This window comes from uncultured Microbacterium sp. (assembly GCF_900078385.1).
Taxonomy (GTDB): Bacteria; Actinomycetota; Actinomycetes; order Actinomycetales; family Microbacteriaceae; genus Microbacterium.
In genome coordinates, this window is record NZ_FLQR01000011.1 from 94,325 (window position 1) to 114,268 (window position 19,944).

Annotated in this window: 19 protein-coding genes; all 19 read left to right on the forward strand. The window is 72.4% G+C overall.

Going from position 1 to position 19,944, the window contains the following annotated elements; all coding sequences use genetic code 11:
- Window positions 1-19: 19 nt before the first annotated feature.
- The 19 genes from QZL85_RS14000 (at window position 20) to QZL85_RS14090 (ending at window position 19,943) form a co-directional block, all read left to right on the forward strand.
- Window positions 20-790 carry an ABC transporter ATP-binding protein gene (locus tag QZL85_RS14000; RefSeq protein WP_295577846.1) on the forward strand — a complete coding sequence of 257 codons (771 nt, stop codon included), beginning with the start codon at window positions 20-22 and terminating at the stop codon, window positions 788-790.
- Window positions 772-2,352 (forward strand): hypothetical protein, encoded by a 1,581-nt coding sequence (locus QZL85_RS14005; protein ID WP_295577848.1) that lies wholly within the window; start codon window positions 772-774, stop codon window positions 2,350-2,352. The genes QZL85_RS14000 and QZL85_RS14005 overlap by 19 nt, the downstream gene beginning before the upstream one ends.
- 59 nt (window positions 2,353-2,411) lie before the next feature.
- On the forward strand, window positions 2,412-3,386 hold the full coding sequence (locus tag QZL85_RS14010; protein WP_295577850.1) for an NAD-dependent epimerase/dehydratase family protein: 975 nt from the start codon (window positions 2,412-2,414) through the stop codon (window positions 3,384-3,386).
- A 321-nt stretch (window positions 3,387-3,707) separates the two neighbouring features.
- A complete protein-coding gene (argC, locus tag QZL85_RS14015) occupies window positions 3,708-4,754 on the forward strand; it encodes an N-acetyl-gamma-glutamyl-phosphate reductase (RefSeq protein ID WP_295577852.1) in 1,047 nt (348 codons plus the stop codon).
- Window positions 4,751-5,908, forward strand: a complete 1,158-nt coding sequence (argJ, locus tag QZL85_RS14020; RefSeq protein WP_295577854.1) for a bifunctional glutamate N-acetyltransferase/amino-acid acetyltransferase ArgJ — start codon at window positions 4,751-4,753, stop codon at window positions 5,906-5,908. The genes argC and argJ overlap by 4 nt, the downstream gene beginning before the upstream one ends.
- Window positions 5,905-6,804, forward strand: coding sequence for an acetylglutamate kinase (argB, locus tag QZL85_RS14025; protein ID WP_295577856.1), 900 nt, complete (start codon window positions 5,905-5,907; stop codon window positions 6,802-6,804). Before argJ ends, argB begins: the two co-directional genes overlap by 4 nt.
- The gene (locus tag QZL85_RS14030) at window positions 6,801-8,051 is read left to right on the forward strand and encodes an acetylornithine transaminase (protein ID WP_295577859.1); all 1,251 of its coding nucleotides are present in this window, start codon (window positions 6,801-6,803) and stop codon (window positions 8,049-8,051) included. The genes argB and QZL85_RS14030 overlap by 4 nt, the downstream gene beginning before the upstream one ends.
- The gene (argF, locus tag QZL85_RS14035) at window positions 8,048-8,971 is read left to right on the forward strand and encodes an ornithine carbamoyltransferase (RefSeq protein ID WP_295577861.1); all 924 of its coding nucleotides are present in this window, start codon (window positions 8,048-8,050) and stop codon (window positions 8,969-8,971) included. Before QZL85_RS14030 ends, argF begins: the two co-directional genes overlap by 4 nt.
- Window positions 8,972-8,987: 16 nt before the next feature.
- Window positions 8,988-10,073 (forward strand): DUF418 domain-containing protein, encoded by a 1,086-nt coding sequence (locus QZL85_RS14040; protein ID WP_295577863.1) that lies wholly within the window; start codon window positions 8,988-8,990, stop codon window positions 10,071-10,073.
- A 96-nt stretch (window positions 10,074-10,169) separates the two neighbouring features.
- Window positions 10,170-11,102 (forward strand): NAD kinase, encoded by a 933-nt coding sequence (locus tag QZL85_RS14045; RefSeq protein ID WP_295577866.1) that lies wholly within the window; start codon window positions 10,170-10,172, stop codon window positions 11,100-11,102.
- Window positions 11,099-12,802, forward strand: a complete 1,704-nt coding sequence (gene recN / locus QZL85_RS14050) for a DNA repair protein RecN (RefSeq protein WP_295577868.1) — start codon at window positions 11,099-11,101, stop codon at window positions 12,800-12,802. Before QZL85_RS14045 ends, recN begins: the two co-directional genes overlap by 4 nt.
- Before the next feature lie 6 nt (window positions 12,803-12,808).
- Complete coding sequence (locus QZL85_RS14055) at window positions 12,809-14,506, forward strand: CTP synthase (RefSeq protein ID WP_295577871.1); 1,698 nt, start codon at window positions 12,809-12,811, stop codon at window positions 14,504-14,506.
- Window positions 14,499-15,137 (forward strand): NUDIX hydrolase, encoded by a 639-nt coding sequence (locus tag QZL85_RS14060; RefSeq protein WP_295577873.1) that lies wholly within the window; start codon window positions 14,499-14,501, stop codon window positions 15,135-15,137. Before QZL85_RS14055 ends, QZL85_RS14060 begins: the two co-directional genes overlap by 8 nt.
- Complete coding sequence (gene xerD / locus QZL85_RS14065) at window positions 15,134-16,057, forward strand: site-specific tyrosine recombinase XerD (RefSeq protein ID WP_295577875.1); 924 nt, start codon at window positions 15,134-15,136, stop codon at window positions 16,055-16,057. The genes QZL85_RS14060 and xerD overlap by 4 nt, the downstream gene beginning before the upstream one ends.
- Before the next feature lie 75 nt (window positions 16,058-16,132).
- Window positions 16,133-16,744, forward strand: a complete 612-nt coding sequence (locus QZL85_RS14070; protein ID WP_295577877.1) for a vitamin K epoxide reductase family protein — start codon at window positions 16,133-16,135, stop codon at window positions 16,742-16,744.
- A 132-nt stretch (window positions 16,745-16,876) separates the two neighbouring features.
- A complete protein-coding gene (locus tag QZL85_RS14075; protein WP_295577917.1) occupies window positions 16,877-17,710 on the forward strand; it encodes a ParA family protein in 834 nt (277 codons plus the stop codon).
- A complete protein-coding gene (locus tag QZL85_RS14080; protein WP_295577879.1) occupies window positions 17,694-18,527 on the forward strand; it encodes a ScpA family protein in 834 nt (277 codons plus the stop codon). Before QZL85_RS14075 ends, QZL85_RS14080 begins: the two co-directional genes overlap by 17 nt.
- On the forward strand, window positions 18,517-19,155 hold the full coding sequence (scpB, locus tag QZL85_RS14085; RefSeq protein ID WP_295577880.1) for an SMC-Scp complex subunit ScpB: 639 nt from the start codon (window positions 18,517-18,519) through the stop codon (window positions 19,153-19,155). Before QZL85_RS14080 ends, scpB begins: the two co-directional genes overlap by 11 nt.
- The gene (locus tag QZL85_RS14090; RefSeq protein WP_295577884.1) at window positions 19,152-19,943 is read left to right on the forward strand and encodes a pseudouridine synthase; all 792 of its coding nucleotides are present in this window, start codon (window positions 19,152-19,154) and stop codon (window positions 19,941-19,943) included. Before scpB ends, QZL85_RS14090 begins: the two co-directional genes overlap by 4 nt.
- The last annotated feature ends 1 nt before the right edge of the window (window position 19,944 follow it).

A 19,944-nucleotide genomic window follows, 5' to 3' on the forward strand; every position in this document is an offset into this window, starting at 1 on the left:
CCGACGATAGGCTCGGGCGATGACCGAGTCACCCGACCTGCCGGCCCTGCAGCTGACCGGACTCGTGAAGCGGTTCGGTGACAACGTCGCCGTCGCGGGGATCGACCTCGTCGTGCCCGCAGGCTCGTTCTACGCCCTCGTCGGGCCCAACGGCGCCGGCAAGACGACGACGCTGTCGATGGCCACGGGGCTGCTGAGACCGGATGCCGGCGACGTGCGCGTGCACGGGGTGGACGTCTGGGCCGATCCGGTCGCCGCGAAGGCGATGATCGGCAACCTCGCCGACGGCGTCCGCCTGTTCGACCGGCTCACCGGCGAGCAGCTCATCACCTACACCGCCATGCTCTTCGGCATCCCGCGCGCCGAGATCGCGCCGCGGGTCGCGGATCTCCTCGAGATGATGGACCTCGGCGACGCCGCCGGCACGATCGTGGCCGACTACTCCGCCGGCATGACCAAGAAGGTCGCGCTCGCCTGCGCGCTCGTCCACGCGCCCCGGCTGCTCGTCCTGGACGAGCCTTTCGAGGCCGTGGATCCCGTGTCGGCCGCGAACATCGAGGACGTGCTGCGCAGCTACACCGTGTCGGGGGGCACCCTCATCGTCTCGAGCCACTCGATGGACCTCGTGCAGCGGATGTGCGACCACGTCGCCGTCATCGCCGCGGGTCGCGTCCTCGCGGCCGGGACCGTGGACGACGTCCGCGCCGGCGAGAGCCTGCAGGACCGCTTCGTGTCCCTCGTGGGCGGCCGGCACGTCTCGGAGGGGCCGCAGTGGTTGCGACAGTCCTGAGGCTGCGCTTCCGCATCCTCGGCAACACCCTGGCGCGCCGGCCGTGGCAGCTCGTCGGCTTCTGCTTCGGCGTGCTGTCCGCGCTGTGGGTCCTCGTCGCCGTCGTCGCCGGGCTCGTCGCGCTGGGCGTCTTCCAGGGCCTCGACGTCGCCCGCACCGTCGCCGTCGTCGGCGGGTCGACGCTGCTGGTCGGCTGGATCGTCGGGCCGCTCCTCATCGCCGGCATGGAGACGACCATCGACGGGGCGAGGCTCGCCCCGTTCCCGCTCACGACGCGTCAGGTGATGGCGGCGCTGACCGCCACGGGACTCACCGGCATCCCCGGCATCGTCACCGCCCTCGGCGCGCTCGCGACCGTCGTCCTCTGGGTGCGGTGGCCCGCCGCCGCGATCGCCTCCGTCCCGGCATCCGCGCTCGCCGTGCTCACCTGCGTCGTCGCGACGCGCTTCATGGGCACTCTGTCCACAGGCCTCGGCGGCAACCGGCGCAGCCGGGAAGTCGTGGGCACCGTCGTGCTGACGCTGCTGATCATGTCGGGGCCCATCGTCGCCGGCGTCCTGGCGCTCCTCGACAGCACCGGTGACCTCGTCACGCGCGTGGCGCAGGCCGGCGACATCCTCGGGTGGACGCCGTTCGGGGCCGCATGGGCAGTCCCCGGGGACATCGCCGCCGGGTCGTGGCCCACCGCGGCCGTGAAGCTCGCGATCGCCGTGGGAACCCTCGTCGTGATGTGGGTGCTGTGGTCGCGCGCGCTCGAGACATCGCTGACCTCCCCGCCGCGGACGGCGGCGCGCAGCGTCCGCCCCGGGACGCTGGGTCTCTTCGGCCGCATGCCGACCGGTGGCGTCGGCGCCACCTGGGCGCGTGCGCTGACGGCCTGGGTGCGCGACCCGCGCTACCTCCGGCAGCTGCTCGTCGTGCCGCTCTTCCCGGTGCTGTTCGCCTTCTCCACGGGTGTCGACAGTCTGCTGTTCACGGCATCCGCGGTGGCCGCGGCGTTCGTCCTGGCCGTGGCCGGCTACTCCGACATCTCCTACGACGGCACCGCGTTCGCCACGGTTCTCGCGAGCGGCGTCCGGGGGCGGGCCGACCGCCTCGGCCGCCTCCTCGCGGCGGCGTGCATCGGCGTGCCGCTAACGCTCGTCATCGCCGTCGCCACGGTCGCGATCGCCGGACGGATGGAGCAGCTGCCGGCCGTCCTCGGCGGCGCGTGGGGTCTGCTGCTGGTCGGCTACGGGGTCACGGCCGTGTCGTCCGCGCTCATCGTGACGCCGGTCGCCGCCGCCGGCGACAGCCCTTTCAAGAGCGTCCCCGGCCAGACCTTCGTGAGCGGTCTCCTCGTCTTCGTCGTCTGGCTGGTCATCGCGGTCCTCGCCGCACCGGCGCTCATCCTCGCGACGATCGGCATCGCCACGGAATCGGCCCTGTACGGCGGCCTGGCGCTGGGTGTCGGGCTGGTGGTCGGCGCGGCGGTCGTCCTCGCCGGCGTCATGCTCGGCGGTCGCACGCTCGACCGCACCGGCCCCGTTCTGCTGGCCCGCATCAAGGCGTTCCCCGTCTGAAGGTTGCGCTCTCAGCGGACCAGGTGGCGGGCGACGGGCGCGTTTGCTGGGATGGCGGGATGACTCGCGTTCTCGTCCTCGGCGGCACCGGATGGCTGAGCGGCCGCATCGCGCGCCGATGGGTGGATGACGGAGCCTCGGTCACCTGCCTCGCGCGGGGCGGCCGGCCCGCACCGGCGGGCACCCGTCTGATCGTCGCCGACCGCACCGCGCCGGACGCGTACGCGGCGGTCGCGGGGGAGGAGTGGGACGAGATCGTCGACATCTCCTCCGACCCCGCCGCCGTCGGCGCCGCGGTCGAGGCCCTCGGGGAGCGGGCGGCGCACTGGAGCTACGTGTCGAGCCTGTCGGCGTACGCCGACAACGCCGATCCCGACGCCGACGAGTCCGCGGCGCTCGCCGTGCCCCTGGAACCCGGGGACGAGTACGACTACTCCCGCGCCAAATCCGCCGCCGACCGTGCCGTCTCCGCGCTCGGCGACCGCGCGGCGATCGCGCGTCCGGGTCTCATCGTCGGTCCCGGCGACCCCACCGACCGGTTCGGATACTGGCCGTCGCGCTTCGCGCTCGCCGGCGCCGGGCCTGTCCTCGTGCCCGACGCCGAGGGCCTCGCTGCCCAGGTGATCGACGTCGACGACCTCGCGGACTTCGTCGTGGCCGCGGCCCGGCGCGGCTGGACGGGCACCGTCAACGCGATCGGCCCCACGATGCCGCTGGCCGCCATGCTCGGCGTGGCGCGCGCCGTCGCGGGGCACACCGGCGCCCTTCGCGCCGCCTCGCCGGAGTGGCTCGTCGGCCAGGGCGTCGCGCACTGGGCCGGGCCCCGTTCGCTGCCGCTGTGGCTGCCGGCCGACATGCCGGGCTTCGCGACCCGCCGGGGCGACGCGTACCGCGCGGCCGGAGGCGGCATCCGCCCGCTCGAGGAGACCGTCGCGCGCGTCCTCGCCGACGAGCGCGAACGCGGTCTCGACCGGGCCCGCGCGAGCGGCCTCACGCGGGCCGAGGAGCTCGACCTCCTCGCCGCGCTCGCCTGACGCCGGGGCCGCCCGCAGGCTCGCGCTGTCGAAAGCGGCACGCGCTGCGGAACGTTCGACCGCGTGTGCTGCTTTCGACCGCGCGACGGGCGGCGCCGCCCCCGGATTTGGCGGATGCCGCACCGCGGCGCTATCGTCTCCGCATGCGCGCCCCCGCGAACTGCACCGTCTCGACGGTCCTTCGCGTGCGCCGGCGTCTGAGCGGCCGCCGACTCTAGGCGACCCCGCGTGCTCCCCATCCGGGTCGAGCCGCAGGTGTCGCCGGTCTCCGGTCCCGATCGCCGTCCGAGGCGACACCCTCTCAGACAATAAGGTTGAAGCATGACCATTTCGGTCGCCGTCTCCGGCGCCTCCGGCTACGCCGGCGGCGAGATCCTGCGCCTGCTCGCCGCCCACCCCGACGTCGAGATCCGCACGGTCACGGCGCACTCGAACGCGGGCCAGCCGCTCGTCGAGCACCAGCCGCACCTGCGCTCCCTCGCGCACCTGACACTGCATGACACGACGCCGGAGATCCTCGCCGGCCACGACGTCGTCTTCCTCGCGCTGCCGCACGGGCAGTCCGGTCAGTACACCGACGCCCTCGGCGACACCCCGCTCGTCATCGACGCGGGCGCCGACCACCGGCTGACCTCGCAGGACGCGTGGGACGCGTTCTACGGCGGCCCGTTCCACGAGCCGTGGGCGTACGGGGTGCCGGAGCTCCTCGTCGGCGGCCGCAAGCAGCGCGAGCACCTCGCCGGTGCGACGCGCATCGCGGCTCCCGGTTGCAACGCGTCGACCGTCGCGCTGAGCCTCGTGCCCGGTGTCGCGGCGGGCGTCATCGACGCCGCCGACATCGTGACGGTCCTCGCCGTCGGCCCGTCCGGCGCCGGGAAGAGTCTCAAGACGAACCTCCTGGCCTCGGAGATCCTCGGCTCCGCGAACCCCTACGCCGTCGGCGGCACCCACCGGCACATCCCGGAGATCCGGCAGGCGCTGACGGATGCCGGAGCCACCGGCCGCATCGGCATCTCGTTCACGCCCGTGCTCGTGCCGATGGCGCGCGGCATCCTCGCGACCTCCACGGCGCCGATCGTCGACGGGGCCTCGGACGCGCAGATCCGCGCCGCGTGGGAGGACGCGTACGGCGACGAGACGTTCGTGCAGCTGCTGCCCGAGGGCCGGTTCCCGCGCACCGCCGACGTGCTGGGTGCCAACACGGGCCTCATCGGCCTCGCGATCGACCGCGCCGCGAACCGCGTCGTCATCGTCACCGCAGTCGACAACCTCGTCAAGGGCACTGCGGGCGCCGCCATCCAATCGATGAACATCGCCCTCGGCCTCCCCGAGGCCACGGGCCTGAGCGTGAACGGAGTCGCCCCGTGAGTGTCACGGCAGCGCAGGGATTCGAAGCCGCCGGCGTCACGGCGGGCCTGAAGAGCAGCGGCGGGAAGGATCTCGCCGTCGTCGTGAACCGCGGGCCGTACAAGACCGGCGCGGCCGTCTTCACGAGCAACCGGGCCAAGGCGAACCCGATCATCTGGTCGCAGCAGGTCATCGCGGACGGCGTCGTCGAGGCCGTCGTGCTCAACTCCGGCGGCGCGAACTGCTTCACCGGCTCGTTCGGCTTCCAGACGACGCATCAGACGGCCGAGAGGGCCGCGGAGCTGCTCGGCGTCAGCCCCGGCGACATCCTCGTCTGCTCGACGGGTCTCATCGGCACCGGCGACGAGGTCTTCCGCGGGAAGGTGCTCGCGGGCACCGCCGACGCGATCGCGGCGCTCGCCGCCGACGGCGGAGACGACGCGTCGCTGGCGATCATGACGACCGACACCAAGCCCAAGCGCTCCATCGTCAGCCGGCACGGCTGGACGATCGGCGGCATGGCGAAGGGCGCCGGGATGCTGGCGCCCGGCCTCGCGACGATGCTCGTGGTCATCACGACCGACGCCCGCCTCGAACCCGCCGAGGCCGACGCGGCGCTCCGCCGCGCGACGGCCCGCACGTTCGACCGGCTGGACTCCGACGGCTGCATGTCGACGAACGACCAGGTGACGCTGCTCGCGAGCGGCGCCACCGGGCTGCGCCCCGACCTCGACGAGTTCGCGCTGGCGCTCACCGAGGTGTGCCAGGACCTCGCCGAGCAGCTGCAGGCCGACGCGGAGGGCGCGAGCCACGCGATCGCGATCCAGGTCGTGCACGCGGCATCCGAGACGGATGCCGTCGCCGTCGGCCGCTCCGTCGCCCGCAACAACCTCTTCAAGGCCGCGATCTTCGGCAACGACCCCAACTGGGGCCGCGTGCTCGCCGCGATCGGCACCACCGACGCCGCGTTCGATCCGTACGACGTCGACGTGTGGTTCAACGGCGTGCGCGTCTGCACGCAGGGCGGCCCGGACCGCCCCCGTGAGGAGGTCGACCTCACGCCGCGCGCCACGTCGATCCTCATCGACCTGCGCACCGGCGACGCCGAGGCCACGATCCTCACGAACGACCTCACCCACGACTACGTCCACGAGAACAGCGCGTACTCCTCATGACCGACATCCAGCAGACCACCCCCGAGGAGGCCGCCGTCAAGGCGGGCGTCCTCATCGAGTCGCTTCCGTGGCTGCAGCGCTTCCGCGACCAGATCATCGTCATCAAGTACGGCGGCAACGCCATGATCTCGGAGGAGCTGCAGGAGTCCTTCGCGCAGGACATCGCCTATCTCCGCTTCGTCGGCGTGAAGCCGGTCGTCGTGCACGGCGGCGGCCCGCAGATCTCGACGATGCTCGACCGGCTCTCCATCCCGAGCGAGTTCAAGGGCGGGTACCGCGTCACGAGCATGGAGGCCATCAGCGTCGTCCGCATGGTGCTCACGGGCCAGATCAACCCGCAGCTCGTCGCCAAGATCAACGCGTACGGGCCGTTCGCGACGGGTCTCTCCGGCGAGGACGCGGGCCTGTTCGGCGGTCGCCGGCGCGGTGTCGTCATCGACGGGGAGGAGCACGATCTCGGCCACGTCGGCGACGTCGTCGAAGTGAGCCCGCAGGGCGTCCTCGACCAGCTCGCCGCGGGCCGGATCCCGATCGTCTCCTCGATCGCGCCCGACCTCGACAACCCGGGCCACTCGCTGAACGTCAACGCGGATGCGGCCGCCGCGGCCCTCGCCGTGGCGCTCGGCGCGACGAAGCTCGTCGTCCTGACCGACGTGCCCGGACTGTACGCCGATTGGCCGGACCGCGACTCGCTCGTCTCGCACCTGACGGCCTCCGAGCTGCGCGCCATGCTGCCCCGGCTGGAGTCGGGCATGATCCCGAAGATGCAGGCCTGCCTCGACGCGGTCGACGGCGGCGTCGACACGGCGGCGATCATCGACGGCCGCCAGCCCCACTCGGTGCTGGTGGAGATCTTCACGGAACAGGGAATCGGAACAGAGGTGGTGGCGCAGTGACCGGCGCATCGACGACGGACAAGCCGAGCTGGAAGGACGACGCGTCGCGCGACCTCGTCCTGAACTCGGGCGACCGCTACGCGCTGTTCGTGCGCGGAGAGGGCGCCTACCTCTGGGATGACGAGGGGCGCCGCCACCTGGACTTCCTCGGCGGCATCGCCGTCGTCTCGCTGGGGCACGCGCATCCCGTGTTCGTCGAGGCGGCTGCGGCGCAGGCCGCGATCCTCACGCACGTCTCGAACTACTTCGCGACCCCGCCGCAGCTGGCCCTCGCGGCCCAGCTCAAGCGGCTCGCCGGCACGGGCCCCGCCGGCCGCGTGTACTTCGGCAACAGCGGCGCCGAGGCCAACGAGGCGGCGTTCAAGCTCGCCCGCCTGCACGGCGGCGCGGACCGCCCGCGGATCCTCGCGCTCAAGGACGCGTTCCACGGCCGCACGATGGGCACCCTCGCCCTCACCGGCAAGCCGTACATGCAGGCGCCGTTCGAGCCCATGGTGCCGGGTGTGGAGTTCCTCGACTCCACCGTCGAGGCCCTCGAGGCGGCGATGGACGACCGCGTCGCGGCGCTGTTCGTCGAGCCCATCAAGGGCGAGGCCGGTGTCATCGAGCTGCCCGAGGGCTACCTCGCCGCAGCGCGCGAGATCACCGCCCGACACGGCGCCCTCCTCGTCATCGACGAGATCCAGACGGGTGCGGGACGCACCGGCACATGGTTCGCGTTCCAGCACGCCGGCATCACGCCGGACGCCATCACGGTCGCCAAGGGCATCGGCAACGGCATGCCGATCGGCGCGCTCATCACGTTCGGCGCGGCGGGGGAGCTGTTCTACCCGGGCACCCACGGCTCCACCTTCGGCGGCAACGCCCTGGCCACCGCGGTGTCCTCCGCCGTGCTCAGCGAGATCGAGCGGGCCGGACTCCTCGAGAACGCCGCCGTGCGCGGCGCGCAGGTGCGAGAGGCCGTCGCCGCGATCGGGTCGGACCTCGTCGAAGGATGCCGCGGGCAGGGGCTCCTCGTCGGCGTGGCGCTCCGGCATCCCGTCGCCAAGGCCGTCGTCGCCGCCGCCCAGCAGCACGGCCTCATCGTCAACGCGGCCAACGACTCCACCATCCGCCTCGCGCCCCCGCTCACGATCGGCGACATCGAGATCGACGAGTTCCAGGAGCTGTTCGAGAAGGCGCTGCGCACCGTCGAGGACGCACTGCTGCTCGATGAGAACCACCCGACCCCGGAGGTGTCCGCATGACCCGCCATCTGCTCCGTGACGACGACCTGACGCCTGCCGAGCAGGCGGAGATCCTCGACCTCGCGCTGGACCTGAAGAAGGACCGCTGGAAGGTCAAGGCGCTCGAGGGGCCGCAGACGGTCGCGGTCATCTTCGACAAGTCCTCCACCCGCACGCGGGTGTCGTTCGCGGTCGGGATCGCCGACCTCGGCGGGTCGCCGCTGATCATCTCGACGGCCAACAGCCAGCTCGGCGGCAAGGAGACCCCGTCCGACACGGCGCGCGTCCTCGAGCGGCAGGTCGCCGCGATCGTCTGGCGCACGTACGCGCAGGCGGGGCTGGAGGAGATGGCGCGCGGCACGCGGGTGCCCGTGGTCAACGCGCTGAGCGACGACTTCCACCCGTGCCAGCTGCTCGCCGACCTCCTCACGATCCGCGAGCACAAGGGTGACCTCGCCGGCCTCACCCTGACGTTCTTCGGCGACGGCAAGTCCAACATGGGCCACTCGTACCTGCTCGCGGGCGTCACCGCGGGGATGCACGTGCGCGTCGCGTCCCCGGAGGCCTACGCGCCCCGCGCCGACGTCGTCGCCGACGCCGAGGCCATCGCGGCGCGGACCGGCGGATCGGTCACGCTCAGCACCGACCCCGCCGCGGCGGCCGCCGGGGCCGACGTGATCGTCACCGACACGTGGGTGTCGATGGGCAAGGAGGAGGAGAAGGCCGCGCGCCTGCACGACCTCGGCGCGTACAAGGTCACGACCGCGACCATGGCGCTCGCCGACGAAGACGCGATCTTCATCCACTGCCTCCCCGCCGACCGCGGCTACGAGGTGGACGCCGAGGTCATCGACGGCCCGCAGAGCGTCGTGTGGGACGAGGCCGAGAACCGCCTGCACGCCCAGAAGGCGCTGCTCGTGTGGCTTCTGCGCCAGCAGTGACCACCGGCGTGGCCCTGTGAGCGCCGCGGCGCGGCGGGAGGACCCGCGCGCATGGAACAGGTCCGGCCGCCTGCACGGCGTCGACCTCGCACGCGCGCTCGCCGTGCTCGGCATGTTCGCGGCACACATGCTCACGGTCGACGACTTCTCCTGGAGCGACCCGGCCACCTGGGCGGACGTCGCGAACGGGCGCTCGTCCATCCTCTTCGCCGTGCTCGCCGGCGTGTCGATCGCGCTGGTCTCCGGAGGTCGGCGGCCGGTCGCCGGAGCCGCGCTCGGTCTCGTACGCCGTCGCCTCGCGGTCCGCGCCGGCCTCCTGTGGCTGATCGGCATCGCGCTGATCATCACGGGCGTGCCGCTCCTCATCATCCTGCCCGCCTACGCCCTGCTGTTCCTCCTCGCGCTCCCGCTCCTGCGCCTCGGGGCGCGCGCGCTCTGGGGCATCGCCGCCGCTCTCGCGCTCGTCATGCCGTGGGTGCAGCCGGCCCTCGACGCGCTGCCGCTCTGGGACGGACCCGCGGGCGAGGCCCTGGATCTCGCGCTCGGCTGGGGCTACCCGTTCCCGCTCTGGACGGCCTTCCTCGTCGCCGGGCTCGCGGCGGGACGCTCCGACCTCCGCGCGGTCCGCACGCAGGTCGCGCTCGCGGCGGGCGGTGCCGCCGCGGCGGCGATCGCGTACACGGTGGATGCCGCGACCCGCGCCGCGGAGGACGAGGGGTACCTCGGCCTCGTGTGGACCGCCGCCGCGCACTCCGGCGGCATCCTCGAAGTCGTCGGCTCGGGCGGGTTCGCGCTCGCCGTGCTGGGCGTCTGCCTGCTCGTCTGCCGGACGCCCCTGACCTGGGCGCTGCTGCCGCTCCGCGCCGTCGGCACGATGCCGCTGACGGCCTACGTCGGCCAGGTCTACGCCTGGGCGATCGTCGCGGCCGCCACGATCGGCGACGTCTCGGACCTCGGCCGATTCCGCGACCTCGAGCCGTTCTGGCCGTTCGCGCTCCTCACCATCGCGGCCTGCACGGCGTGGGCGCTGCTGCTCGGGCGCGGGCCCATGGAGCGGCTCGTCGCCGCCGGGGCGCGCCTCGCCGTCCCGGGGCGGGTGTAGGTCCGTGGATGCCGTGCCGGGCTCGCGCGTCGTTTCGCCTCAGCGGCCGCGGCAGACAGAATGGTGGAGCACCGTGAACCGACCGGCGGGAGCCTGATGACGAACGCGCCTCGTGACATCCTCGTCGTCGCGCACGCCCACCGGGAAGACACCGTCGCCGCCGCTCGGCGCGTCATCGCCGCCCTCACCGCGGCCGGCGCCCGCCCCGTCCTCGCGGCGGACGACGACGCCCTGGTGGCGGAGCTCTCCGACCTCGGCCCCCTCGCGCTGCTCGGCTCCGACGTCCCCGTCGCCGACGTCGAGATCGCGATCGTCCTGGGCGGCGACGGCACGATCCTCCGGGCCGCCGAACTCGTCCGCGACGGCACCGCGCCGATCCTCGGCATCAACATGGGTCACGTCGGTTTCCTCGCGGAGATCGAGGCGGATGTCATCGACGACGCCATGCGTCGGGTGATCGCGCGCGACTACGAGGTCGAAGAGCGGATGACGCTGTCCGCGCGGGTGAAGGATGCCGACGGCACGGTCATCTACGAGACGTGGGCGCTCAACGAGGCGACCGTCGAGAAGGCCTCCCGCGAGCGGATGATGGAGGTCGTCATCGAGATCGACGGCCGCCCGCTCTCGACCTTCGGCTGCGACGGCGTCGTCGTGTCGACCCCGACCGGATCCACCGCGTACAACTTCTCCGCCGGCGGTCCGGTGATCTGGCCGACCGTGGAGGCTCTCGCCGTCGTGCCGCTCTCCGCGCACGCGCTCTTCGCGCGTCCGCTCGTCGTGGGGCCGGAAGCCGCCATCGCGATCGAGGTGCTCGCGCGCACCGACGGCATCGGCATCCTCTGGGCCGACGGGCGACGCTCGCACGACCTGCCGCCCGGCGCCCGCGTCGTCGTGCGACGCTCCGACATCCCGGTGCGCCTCGCGCGGCTGCATCCCGCCCCCTTCACCGACCGGCTGGTGCGGAAGTTCCAGCTCCCCGTGACGGGGTGGCGCGGGCCGGTGCGCTCCCACGCCCGGGAGGCCGAGTGATCGAGCAGATGCGTCTGCGCGATCTCGGCGTGATCGCGCAGGCGACCCTGCCGATGGGCACCGGGTTCACCGCCATCACGGGTGAGACCGGCGCCGGCAAGACCATGGTCGTCACGGGTCTCGGGCTGCTGCTCGGCCAGCGCGCCGACTCCGGCGCGGTCCGCTCGGGCGCCGAGCAGGCCTGGGTCGAGGGCGTCTGGATCGTTCCGGAGGACGGACCGGTCGTCGAGCGCGTCCACGACGCCGGCGGCGAGGTCGAGCCGATCGGCGACGGCCGCGCCGAGCTCTACCTCGGTCGGACGCTGTCCAGCGAAGGCCGGAGCCGCGCGACGGTCGGCGGCCGCACCGCGCCCGCCGGCGTCCTCGCCGACCTCGCCGACCAGCTCGTCGTCGTGCACGGCCAATCCGACCAGCTGCGTCTGCGCAGCGCCGCCGCGCAGCGCGACGCGCTCGACCGGTTCGGGGGCGAGGAGGTGGCGACCCCCCTCGCCGCGTACCGCGCCGCGTGGACCGGCTGGCGCGCCGTCACCGACGAGCTCGCGACCCTGACCGCCGAGCGCGACGGCCGCGCGCGCGAAGCCGACGAGCTGCGTGCCGCGCTCGAGCAGATCGAACAGGTCGACCCCCATGCGGGGGAGGACGTCGAGCTGTCGCAGCGCGCGGAGCGCCTGGCCAACGCGGAAGACCTCCGCCTGGCGGCCGCGACGGCGCACGCCGCGCTCTCCAGCGACGACGATCAGCCCGACGCCCAGGCCCTCCTGGGCGAGGCCCGGCGGATCCTCGACCGGGTCTCGCACAGCGACCCCGCCCTCGCCACGGTCTCCGACACGCTCGGGGAACTCGGCTACCGGGTCGCCGACGTCGCGGGAGAGCTCAGCAGCTACCTGGCCGACCTCGACGAGTCCGGCCCGCACGAGCTCGCGGCCGTCGAAGAGCGCCGCGCCGCGCTCGGCGCCCTCCTCCGGGCGCACGGGACGCTCGACGAGGTCCTCGCCCTGCGGGGCAGCGGCGCGGCCCGTCTGGCCGAGCTCGACGACGACGGCGACCGCGTCGAGCGGCTCGCCGCTCAGACGCAGGAGGCCGCCGCTCTCGTCGATGCGCATGCCGCCACCCTGACCGCCGCGCGCACGCGCGCGGCCGAGCGCCTCGGGGCGGCGGTCACCGCAGAGCTCCGCGAGCTCGCCCTGCCCGACGCCCGGATCGTCGTCACGGTGGCGCCCGGCGCCGAGACCGCACAGGGCCGCGACGACGTCACGATCCTCCTCGCCCCGCACCCCGGCGCCGAGCCGCGGCCCGTCGCGCGCGGCGCGTCCGGTGGCGAGCTCAGCCGCGTCATGCTCGCGATCGAAGTCGTCATCGCCGCGACCGACCCCGTCCCGACGTTCGTCTTCGACGAGGTGGATGCCGGCATCGGCGGCGCCGCGGCCATCGAGGTCGGCCGGCGCCTCGCGAAGCTCGCGCTCACGAGCCAGGTGATCGCCGTGACCCACCTCGCGCAGGTCGCCGCGTTCGCCAACAACCATTTGAGCGTCGTGAAGGCCAGCGACGGCTCCGTGACGGCCTCCAGCGTGCGCGCGCTGACGGGCGCGGAGCGCGAAGCGGAGATGGCCCGCCTGCTCTCCGGCCTGCCCGATTCGGACGCCGCACTGGAACACGCTCGGGAGCTGCTCAGCCTCGGCTCCCCACGACTGATAGGATGAAAGCCCGTGACGGACACTTCAGACTCGGGCATCATTTCGAACGACACCACCAGGCACATTTTCGTGACGGGCGGTGTCGTTTCCTCGTTGGGCAAGGGGCTGACCGCCGCCAGTCTCGGCAATCTCCTCACCGCGCGGGGCCTTCGCGTCGTGATGCAGAAGCTCGACCCGTACCTCAACGTCGACCCGGGAACGATGAACCCGTTCCAGCACGGCGAGGTCTTCGTCACGGATGACGGCGCCGAGACCGACCTCGACATCGGGCACTACGAGCGCTTCCTCGACATCGAGCTGAGCCAGGCCGCCAACGTCACGACGGGGCAGATCTACTCGCAGGTCATCGCTCGCGAGCGGCGCGGCGAGTACCTCGGCGACACGGTCCAGGTCATCCCGCACATCACCGACGAGATCAAGCGGCGCATGCGCCTGCAGGCCGACGAGTCCCCGAAGCCCGACGTCATCATCACCGAGATCGGCGGCACCGTCGGCGACATCGAGTCGCAGCCGTTCATCGAGTCGGCCCGGCAGATCCGCCACGAGCTGGGTCGCGGGAACGTCTTCTTCGTGCACGTGTCGCTCGTGCCGTACATGGGCGCCTCCGGCGAGCAGAAGACCAAGCCCACCCAGCACTCCGTCGCGGCCCTCCGCTCCATCGGCATCCAGCCGGACGCGCTCGTCCTCCGCAGCGACCGGCCCGTCACCGAGTCGAACAAGCGCAAGATCGCGCTCATGTGCGACGTCGACGAGGATGCCGTCGTCAACGCCGTCGACGTGCCGTCGATCTACGACATCCCGACCATGCTCAACGAGCAGGGCCTCGACGACTACATCGTCCGTGCCCTCGGGCTCGGCAAGGCGGACGACGTCGACTGGACGCGCTGGCAGAAGGTGCTCCAGGCGGTGCACAACCCGAAGCACGAGGTCACGATCGGGCTCGTCGGCAAGTACATCGACCTGCCCGACGCGTACCTCTCGGTCACCGAGGCGCTCAAGGCCGGCGGTTTCGCGCAGGAGACCAAGGTGAAGATCACCTGGATCCCGTCCGACACGTGCGAGACCCCCGAGGGCGCGGAGAAGGCGCTCGCGCCGCTGGACGGCATCGTCATCCCCGGCGGCTTCGGCATCCGCGGCATCGAGGGCAAGCTCGGCGCGCTCAAGTTCGCGCGCGAGCAGGGCATCCCGACCCTCGGCATCTGCCTCGGCCTGCAGTGCATGGTCATCGAGTACGCGCGCAACGTCGCCGGCCTCGAGGGCGCCTCCTCCAGCGAGTTCGACCCCGACACCTCCTTCCCGGTCATCGCGACGATGGCCGAGCAGGTCGACATCATCGAGAGCGGCGACCTCGGCGGCACCATGCGCCTGGGCCTGTCCGAGGCGGAGCTCGCGGAAGGGTCGCTCGCGGCGGAGCTGTACGGCTCGACCCGGGCGTCCGAGCGGCACCGCCACCGCTACGAGGTCAACAACGCGTACCGGCAGCAGATCGCCGACGCCGGCTTCGTGTTCTCCGGCCTCGAGCCGAACCGCAACCTCGTCGAGTACGTCGAGCTGCCCCGCGACGTGCACCCCTACTACATCGCCACGCAGGCCCACCCCGAGCTGCGCTCGCGTCCCACCGAGGCGAACCCGCTGTTCCGTGGCCTCATCGCGGCGGCGCTCGAGCGTCACCGCGCCAGCGAGCTGTTCGATGACGTCGAGAATGACTGAGCTGCTGCAGGACGACCCTGCCGAGGTCGAGGTCATCCGGAGCGAGACGGTCTTCGAGGGTCGCGTGTGGAACATCCGCCGCGACGAGGTCTCCTACGCCGGCGAGAGCATCGTCCGCGAGTACATGGACCACACCGGCGCCGTCGCGATCCTCGCGCTCGACGACGAGGACCGGGTGCTCCTGATCAAGCAGTACCGGCATCCCGTGCGGATGCGCGACTGGGAGATCCCCGCCGGTCTGCTCGACGTCGCCGAGGAGCACCCACTGCTGGCCGCGCAGCGCGAGCTCGCGGAGGAGGCGGACCTCACCGCGGCCCGCTGGGACGTGCTGGGGGAGTTCTACACGACCCCCGGCGGCAGCGACGAGGCGATCCGCATCTACCTCGCCCGCGATCTCGCGGCCGCACCGGAGGTGTTCGCGCGCTCCGCCGAGGAGGCCGACATCGAGGTGCGCTGGGTGCCGCTCGACGAGGTCGTGGATGCCGTGCTCGATCGCCGCGTGCAGAACCCGTCCCTCGTGGTCGGTGCGCTCGCCGCGCACACGTCGCGCGCCCGCGGGTGGGCGACGCTCGCGCCCGGCGACGTGCCGTGGCCGCGCCGGTCGCGCGCGATCGGGGCAGCCACGACGTGAAGCTCGAACGCGCCGTCGACGCCTACCTGAGGCACATCTCGATCGAGCGCGGGCTGTCCGAGCACACCGTCGGCGCGTACCGGCGCGACCTCGCGGTCTACACGCAGTGGCTGACGCACCGCGAGATCGCGACGACCGAGGCGGTGACCGCGGCGACCGTCGCGGAGTTCGCCGCGGAGCGCGCATCCGCACAGCCGCCGCCGGCGGCGACGTCGCTCGCGCGGCTGCAGTCCTCCGTCCGCGGGCTGCACCGCTTCCTCGTCCGGGAGGGGATCGCCACGGAAGACCCGACCGGCCGCCTCCGGCCACCCAGGGCCCCGCAGCGGCTCCCGAAAGCGCTCACGATCGATCAGGTCGAGGCGCTGCTGGACGCGTCCGGCCCGGCGCCCGGAACGCCGAGCGACGGCGACCTGATCGGGCTCCGCGACCGGGCCCTCCTCGAGCTCCTCTACGCCACCGGCGCCCGCGTCACCGAGATCGTGCAGCTCGACGTCGACGATCTCGCGCACGGCGACGTGCTGCGCGTCCGAGGCAAGGGGTCGAAGGAGCGCATCGTGCCGATCGGCTCGTATGCGCGAGGTGCCGTCGACGCCTACCTCGCCCGCGCCCGGCCGGAGCTCTCCCGTCGCGGGCGGGCGACGCCCCGGCTCTTCCTCGGCGCGCGCGGTGCACCTCTGTCGCGGCAGAGCGCGTGGCTCGTCATCCAGCAGGCCGCAGACCGTGCGGGCCTCACCGCGCACGTCTCGCCGCACACCCTCCGCCACTCGTTCGCGACGCATCTCCTCCAGGGCGGCGCTGACGTGCGGGTCGTGCAGGAGCTCCTCGGCCACGCCTCGGTCGCGACGACGCAGATCTACACCCACGTGACGGTCGACGCCCTCCGCGACGTGTACGTCACCTCGCACCCGCGGGCGCGCTGACCCGCGCAGGGACGGCGCGGTTTCTCACGGCGGGCGCGGCGCGCATCCGGTGACGGGAGCGGCCAGGATGAGCGCGTGACCACACGCGCGCCGCTCGACACCCCGACCTACCGCCCCGGCCGGGCGCTCTCGATCTTCTGGATCGTGGCCGGCCTCGTGGCCTGGGTCGTGTCCTTCCTGCTGTACCGCGAATACGTGGGGCAGCTCACGGGGGCCGACGCACTGATCTCGTGCGACATCAGCCCCATCGTGACGTGCGGCCCGAACCTCCTGTCGCCCGGCGGCAACCTCCTCGGCTTCAGCAACTCGATCATCGGGATCGTCCTCTTCCTCGGCCCCATCTATGCGGGGGTGGGCGCCCTGGCCTCCCCGCACGGCATGCGCGCCTGGTACTGGCGGGTGTTCGGCGTCTTCGTGCTCGGTGGGTTCCTGCTCGTCCACTTCTTCGCCTACCGCAGCGTCTTCGAGTACGGGTCGCTGTGCCCCTGGTGCATGGTCGTCTGGCTCATGACCATCCCGCTCTTCTGGACCGTCCTCGGGTGGTCGCTGCGGGAAGGCCTCTGGGGCGCCGGCGCGCGCCGCGCGGGCGCGCTCGTGCTGTCCTGGCTGCCGCTGATCGTGCTGCTGGACTACGTCGTGATCGCCGTCGCGGCCCAGCTGCGACTGGATGTGCTCGGGAGCCTCTGACACGGGCGTGGCCGCCGGGCGCGCGCGCTTCCCTGTGCGAGAATCAGGGGCACGCAACAGGAGGCAGGAGTGTCGGTGACGACGGACAAGGCGCGGGGGAGCAAGAAGAAGGCTTCCACCGATGACACCCCGATGGGTCCCACCGGTCGCCCGTACCACGGCTTCGCCACACCGCCCAAGCTCGATGGCCACGGCCCGGCGCGCATCATCGCCCTGTGCAACCAGAAGGGCGGCGTCGGCAAGACGACGACGACCATCAACCTGGCCGCGTCGCTCGCGAAGTACGGCCGGCGCGTGCTCGCCGTCGACTTCGACCCGCAGGGCGCGCTGTCGGCGGGCCTGGGCATCCCGACCCACGACGTCCCCACCATCTACGACCTGCTGCTGGACACCAAGCGCGACCCGCGCGAGGTCATCGTGTCCACGGCTGTCGAGAACCTCGACGTCATCCCGGCGAACATCGACCTGTCCGCCGCGGAGGTGCACCTCGTCAACGAGGTCGCCCGCGAGACGATCCTCGCCCGCGTGCTCCGCAAGGTGTCGTCCGACTACGACGTCATCCTCGTCGACTGCCAGCCCTCGCTCGGCATCCTCACCGTCAACGCCCTGACCGCGAGCCACGGCGTCCTCATCCCGCTCGAGTGCGAGTTCTTCGCGCTGCGCGGCGTCGCGCTCCTCATCGAGACGATCGACAAGGTGCGCGACCGGCTGAACCCGTCGATCACGCTCGACGGCGTCCTCGCGACGATGTACGACCCGCGCACCCTCCACTCCCGTGAGGTGCTGGAGCGCGTCGTGGAGGCGTTCGGCGATGACGTGCTGGAGACGGTCATCGGCCGCACCGTGAAGTTCCCGGATGCCTCCGTGTCGGGGGTTCCGATCACCACATTCGCGCCCGAGCACCCGGCCGCCCAGGCCTACCTGCGATTGGCGCGGGAGCTGGTCGCCCGTGGCGCCGTCGCCTGACGAAGAGTCCGCGGCAGAGGAGACGACCGAGGGCTCTGCGGGTTTCCGCGTGACGCTCGGCGTCTTCGACGGACCGTTCGACCTCCTGCTCACGCTGCTGTCCAAGCATGAGCTCGACATCACCGAGATCTCGCTCAGCAGGGTCACGGACGAGTTCATCTCCTACCTGCGCGGCCTCGACGCCGACGAGGAGCTGGAGCAGGCCTCCGAGTTCCTCGTGGTCGCGGCGACCCTCCTCGACATGAAGGTCGCGGGGCTCCTTCCGCAGGGCGAGCTCGTCGACGCGGAGGCCGTCGCGCTGCTCGAAGCGCGCGACCTGCTGTTCGCCCGCCTGCTGCAGTACCGTGCCTTCAAAGAGGTCTCTGCGTGGTTCGCGCGCTGCCTCGCGCGGGAGGACCGCCGGCACGCCCGGTCGGTGCGACTGGACGAGAAGTATCGCCGGGCCGCCCCCGAGCTCGTCTGGACGCTGTCCGCCGATGACTTCGCGGCCATCGCGCTCCTCGCCTTCACCCCGCGGGAGATCCCGCACGTGGGGCTCGACCACCTGCACGCCCCGCTCGTCTCGATCCGCGAGCAGGCCGCCGTCGTCGTCTCGGCTCTCCGGGGTGCCGGGACGCTCAACTTCCGCGAGCTCATCGCCGGGGTGACGCAGCCCGGTATCGTCGTGGCGCGGTTCATCGCCGTGCTCGAGCTCTACCGTCACGCCGCCCTCTCGTTCGAGCAGCTCGAGCCGCTCGGCGAGCTCACCCTGCGCTGGACCGCCGAGCGCTGGTCCGAAGAGAACCTCGCCACTCTGGGAGCCGACTATGACCGATGATCACGTGACTGTCGACGGTGGGCCGGAGGACCGGCTGACCGCGGCCGATGAGACGCCCGTCCAGGCCACCCCCGTCGAGGTGGCCCGCCGCCTCGAGGCGATCCTGCTCGTCGTCGACGAGCCGCAGAGCCTCGTCGCGCTGGCCGCCGCCGTCGCCGCGCCCGTCCCCGCCGTGCGCCAGGCCGTCGAGGGACTGGTCGCCGACTACGACGGCGAGACCGGTGGACCGCGGCGCGGCTTCGAGCTGCGCGAGGTGGGCGGCGGCTGGCGCCTCTACGTGCGCGAGGAGCATGATGCCCTCGTGTCCGAGTTCGTCAACGCGCAGGCGCCGTCCCGCCTGTCCCAGGCGGCGCTGGAGACCCTCGCCGTCATCGCCTACAAGCAGCCCGTGACCCGCGGCCAGGTCGCATCGATCCGCGCCGTCAACGTCGACTCCGTCGTCCGCACGCTCCTCGGCCGCGGGCTCGTCACGGAGGCCTTCACCGACCCGGAGACCGGGGCCATCCACTACGAGACCACCGACGCTCTCCTGGTCAACCTGGGCATCAACTCGCTCGACGAGCTGCCCCACATCGCCCCCCTCCTCGATGACGGGTCGGACGGCTTCGACAGCGAGGTACTGAGATGACCGACGAACGCGACACCGACGGCGTCCGGCTGCAGAAGGTGCTGGCGAATGCGGGTGTCGCGTCGCGGCGGGTGTGCGAGCAGTACATCGTGGAGGGCCGCATCCGCGTCAACGGTGTCGTCGTGACCGAGCTCGGCCGGCGGATCGACCCGACCGTGGACATCGTCGACGTCGACGGCACCGCCATCCAGCTCGACAGCACGAAGCGGTACGTCATGCTCAACAAGCCGACCGGCGTCGTCTCGACGATGAAGGACGAGCAGGGCCGCCCCGACCTGCGCCGCTACACGCAGGACTGGCCGGAGCGGCTGTACAACGTCGGGCGCCTGGATGCCGAGACGAGCGGCCTGCTCGTCCTCACCAACGACGGCGAGCTCGCACACGTCCTGGCCCACCCGTCGTTCGGCGTGAACAAGGTGTACATCGCGAAGGTCGAGGGGCGGGTCACGCCGCAGGTCATCGCGCGGCTGACGAAGGGCGTCGAGCTCGAGGACGGCCACATCGCGGCCGACAAGGCCCGCCTGCTGGATGCCAGCGGAGCGACGAGCCTCGTCGAGCTGACGCTGCACTCCGGCCGCAACCGGATCGTCCGCCGCATGATGGCCGAGGTCGGGCACCCCGTCATCGAGCTCGTCCGGAGGCAGTTCGGGCCGCTCCACCTGGGAACCCTCCCGGCGGGGAAGGCACGCGAGTTGACTACAGTGGAACGCGGCGCGCTGCTCACTCTCGCGCGCCGGGACGCCCCGGGGGCCACCGCTCCTCGAAACACGGCGTCCCCCGATTCCTGAT

Excerpts from the sequence above, each read along its gene's own strand:
- QZL85_RS14000 (WP_295577846.1), top strand. The coding sequence starts at position 20 with ATGACCGAGTCACCCGACCTGCCGGCCCTGCAGCTGACCGGACTCGTG.
- QZL85_RS14010 (WP_295577850.1), top strand. The coding sequence starts at position 2,412 with ATGACTCGCGTTCTCGTCCTCGGCGGCACCGGATGGCTGAGCGGCCGC.
- argC (WP_295577852.1), top strand. The coding sequence starts at position 3,708 with ATGACCATTTCGGTCGCCGTCTCCGGCGCCTCCGGCTACGCCGGCGGC.
- argB (WP_295577856.1), top strand. The coding sequence starts at position 5,905 with ATGACCGACATCCAGCAGACCACCCCCGAGGAGGCCGCCGTCAAGGCG.
- argF (WP_295577861.1), top strand. The coding sequence starts at position 8,048 with ATGACCCGCCATCTGCTCCGTGACGACGACCTGACGCCTGCCGAGCAG.
- QZL85_RS14045 (WP_295577866.1), top strand. The coding sequence starts at position 10,170 with ATGACGAACGCGCCTCGTGACATCCTCGTCGTCGCGCACGCCCACCGG.
- QZL85_RS14060 (WP_295577873.1), top strand. The coding sequence starts at position 14,499 with ATGACTGAGCTGCTGCAGGACGACCCTGCCGAGGTCGAGGTCATCCGG.
- QZL85_RS14075 (WP_295577917.1), top strand. The coding sequence starts at position 16,877 with ATGGGTCCCACCGGTCGCCCGTACCACGGCTTCGCCACACCGCCCAAG.
- scpB (WP_295577880.1), top strand. The coding sequence starts at position 18,517 with ATGACCGATGATCACGTGACTGTCGACGGTGGGCCGGAGGACCGGCTG.
- QZL85_RS14090 (WP_295577884.1), top strand. The coding sequence starts at position 19,152 with ATGACCGACGAACGCGACACCGACGGCGTCCGGCTGCAGAAGGTGCTG.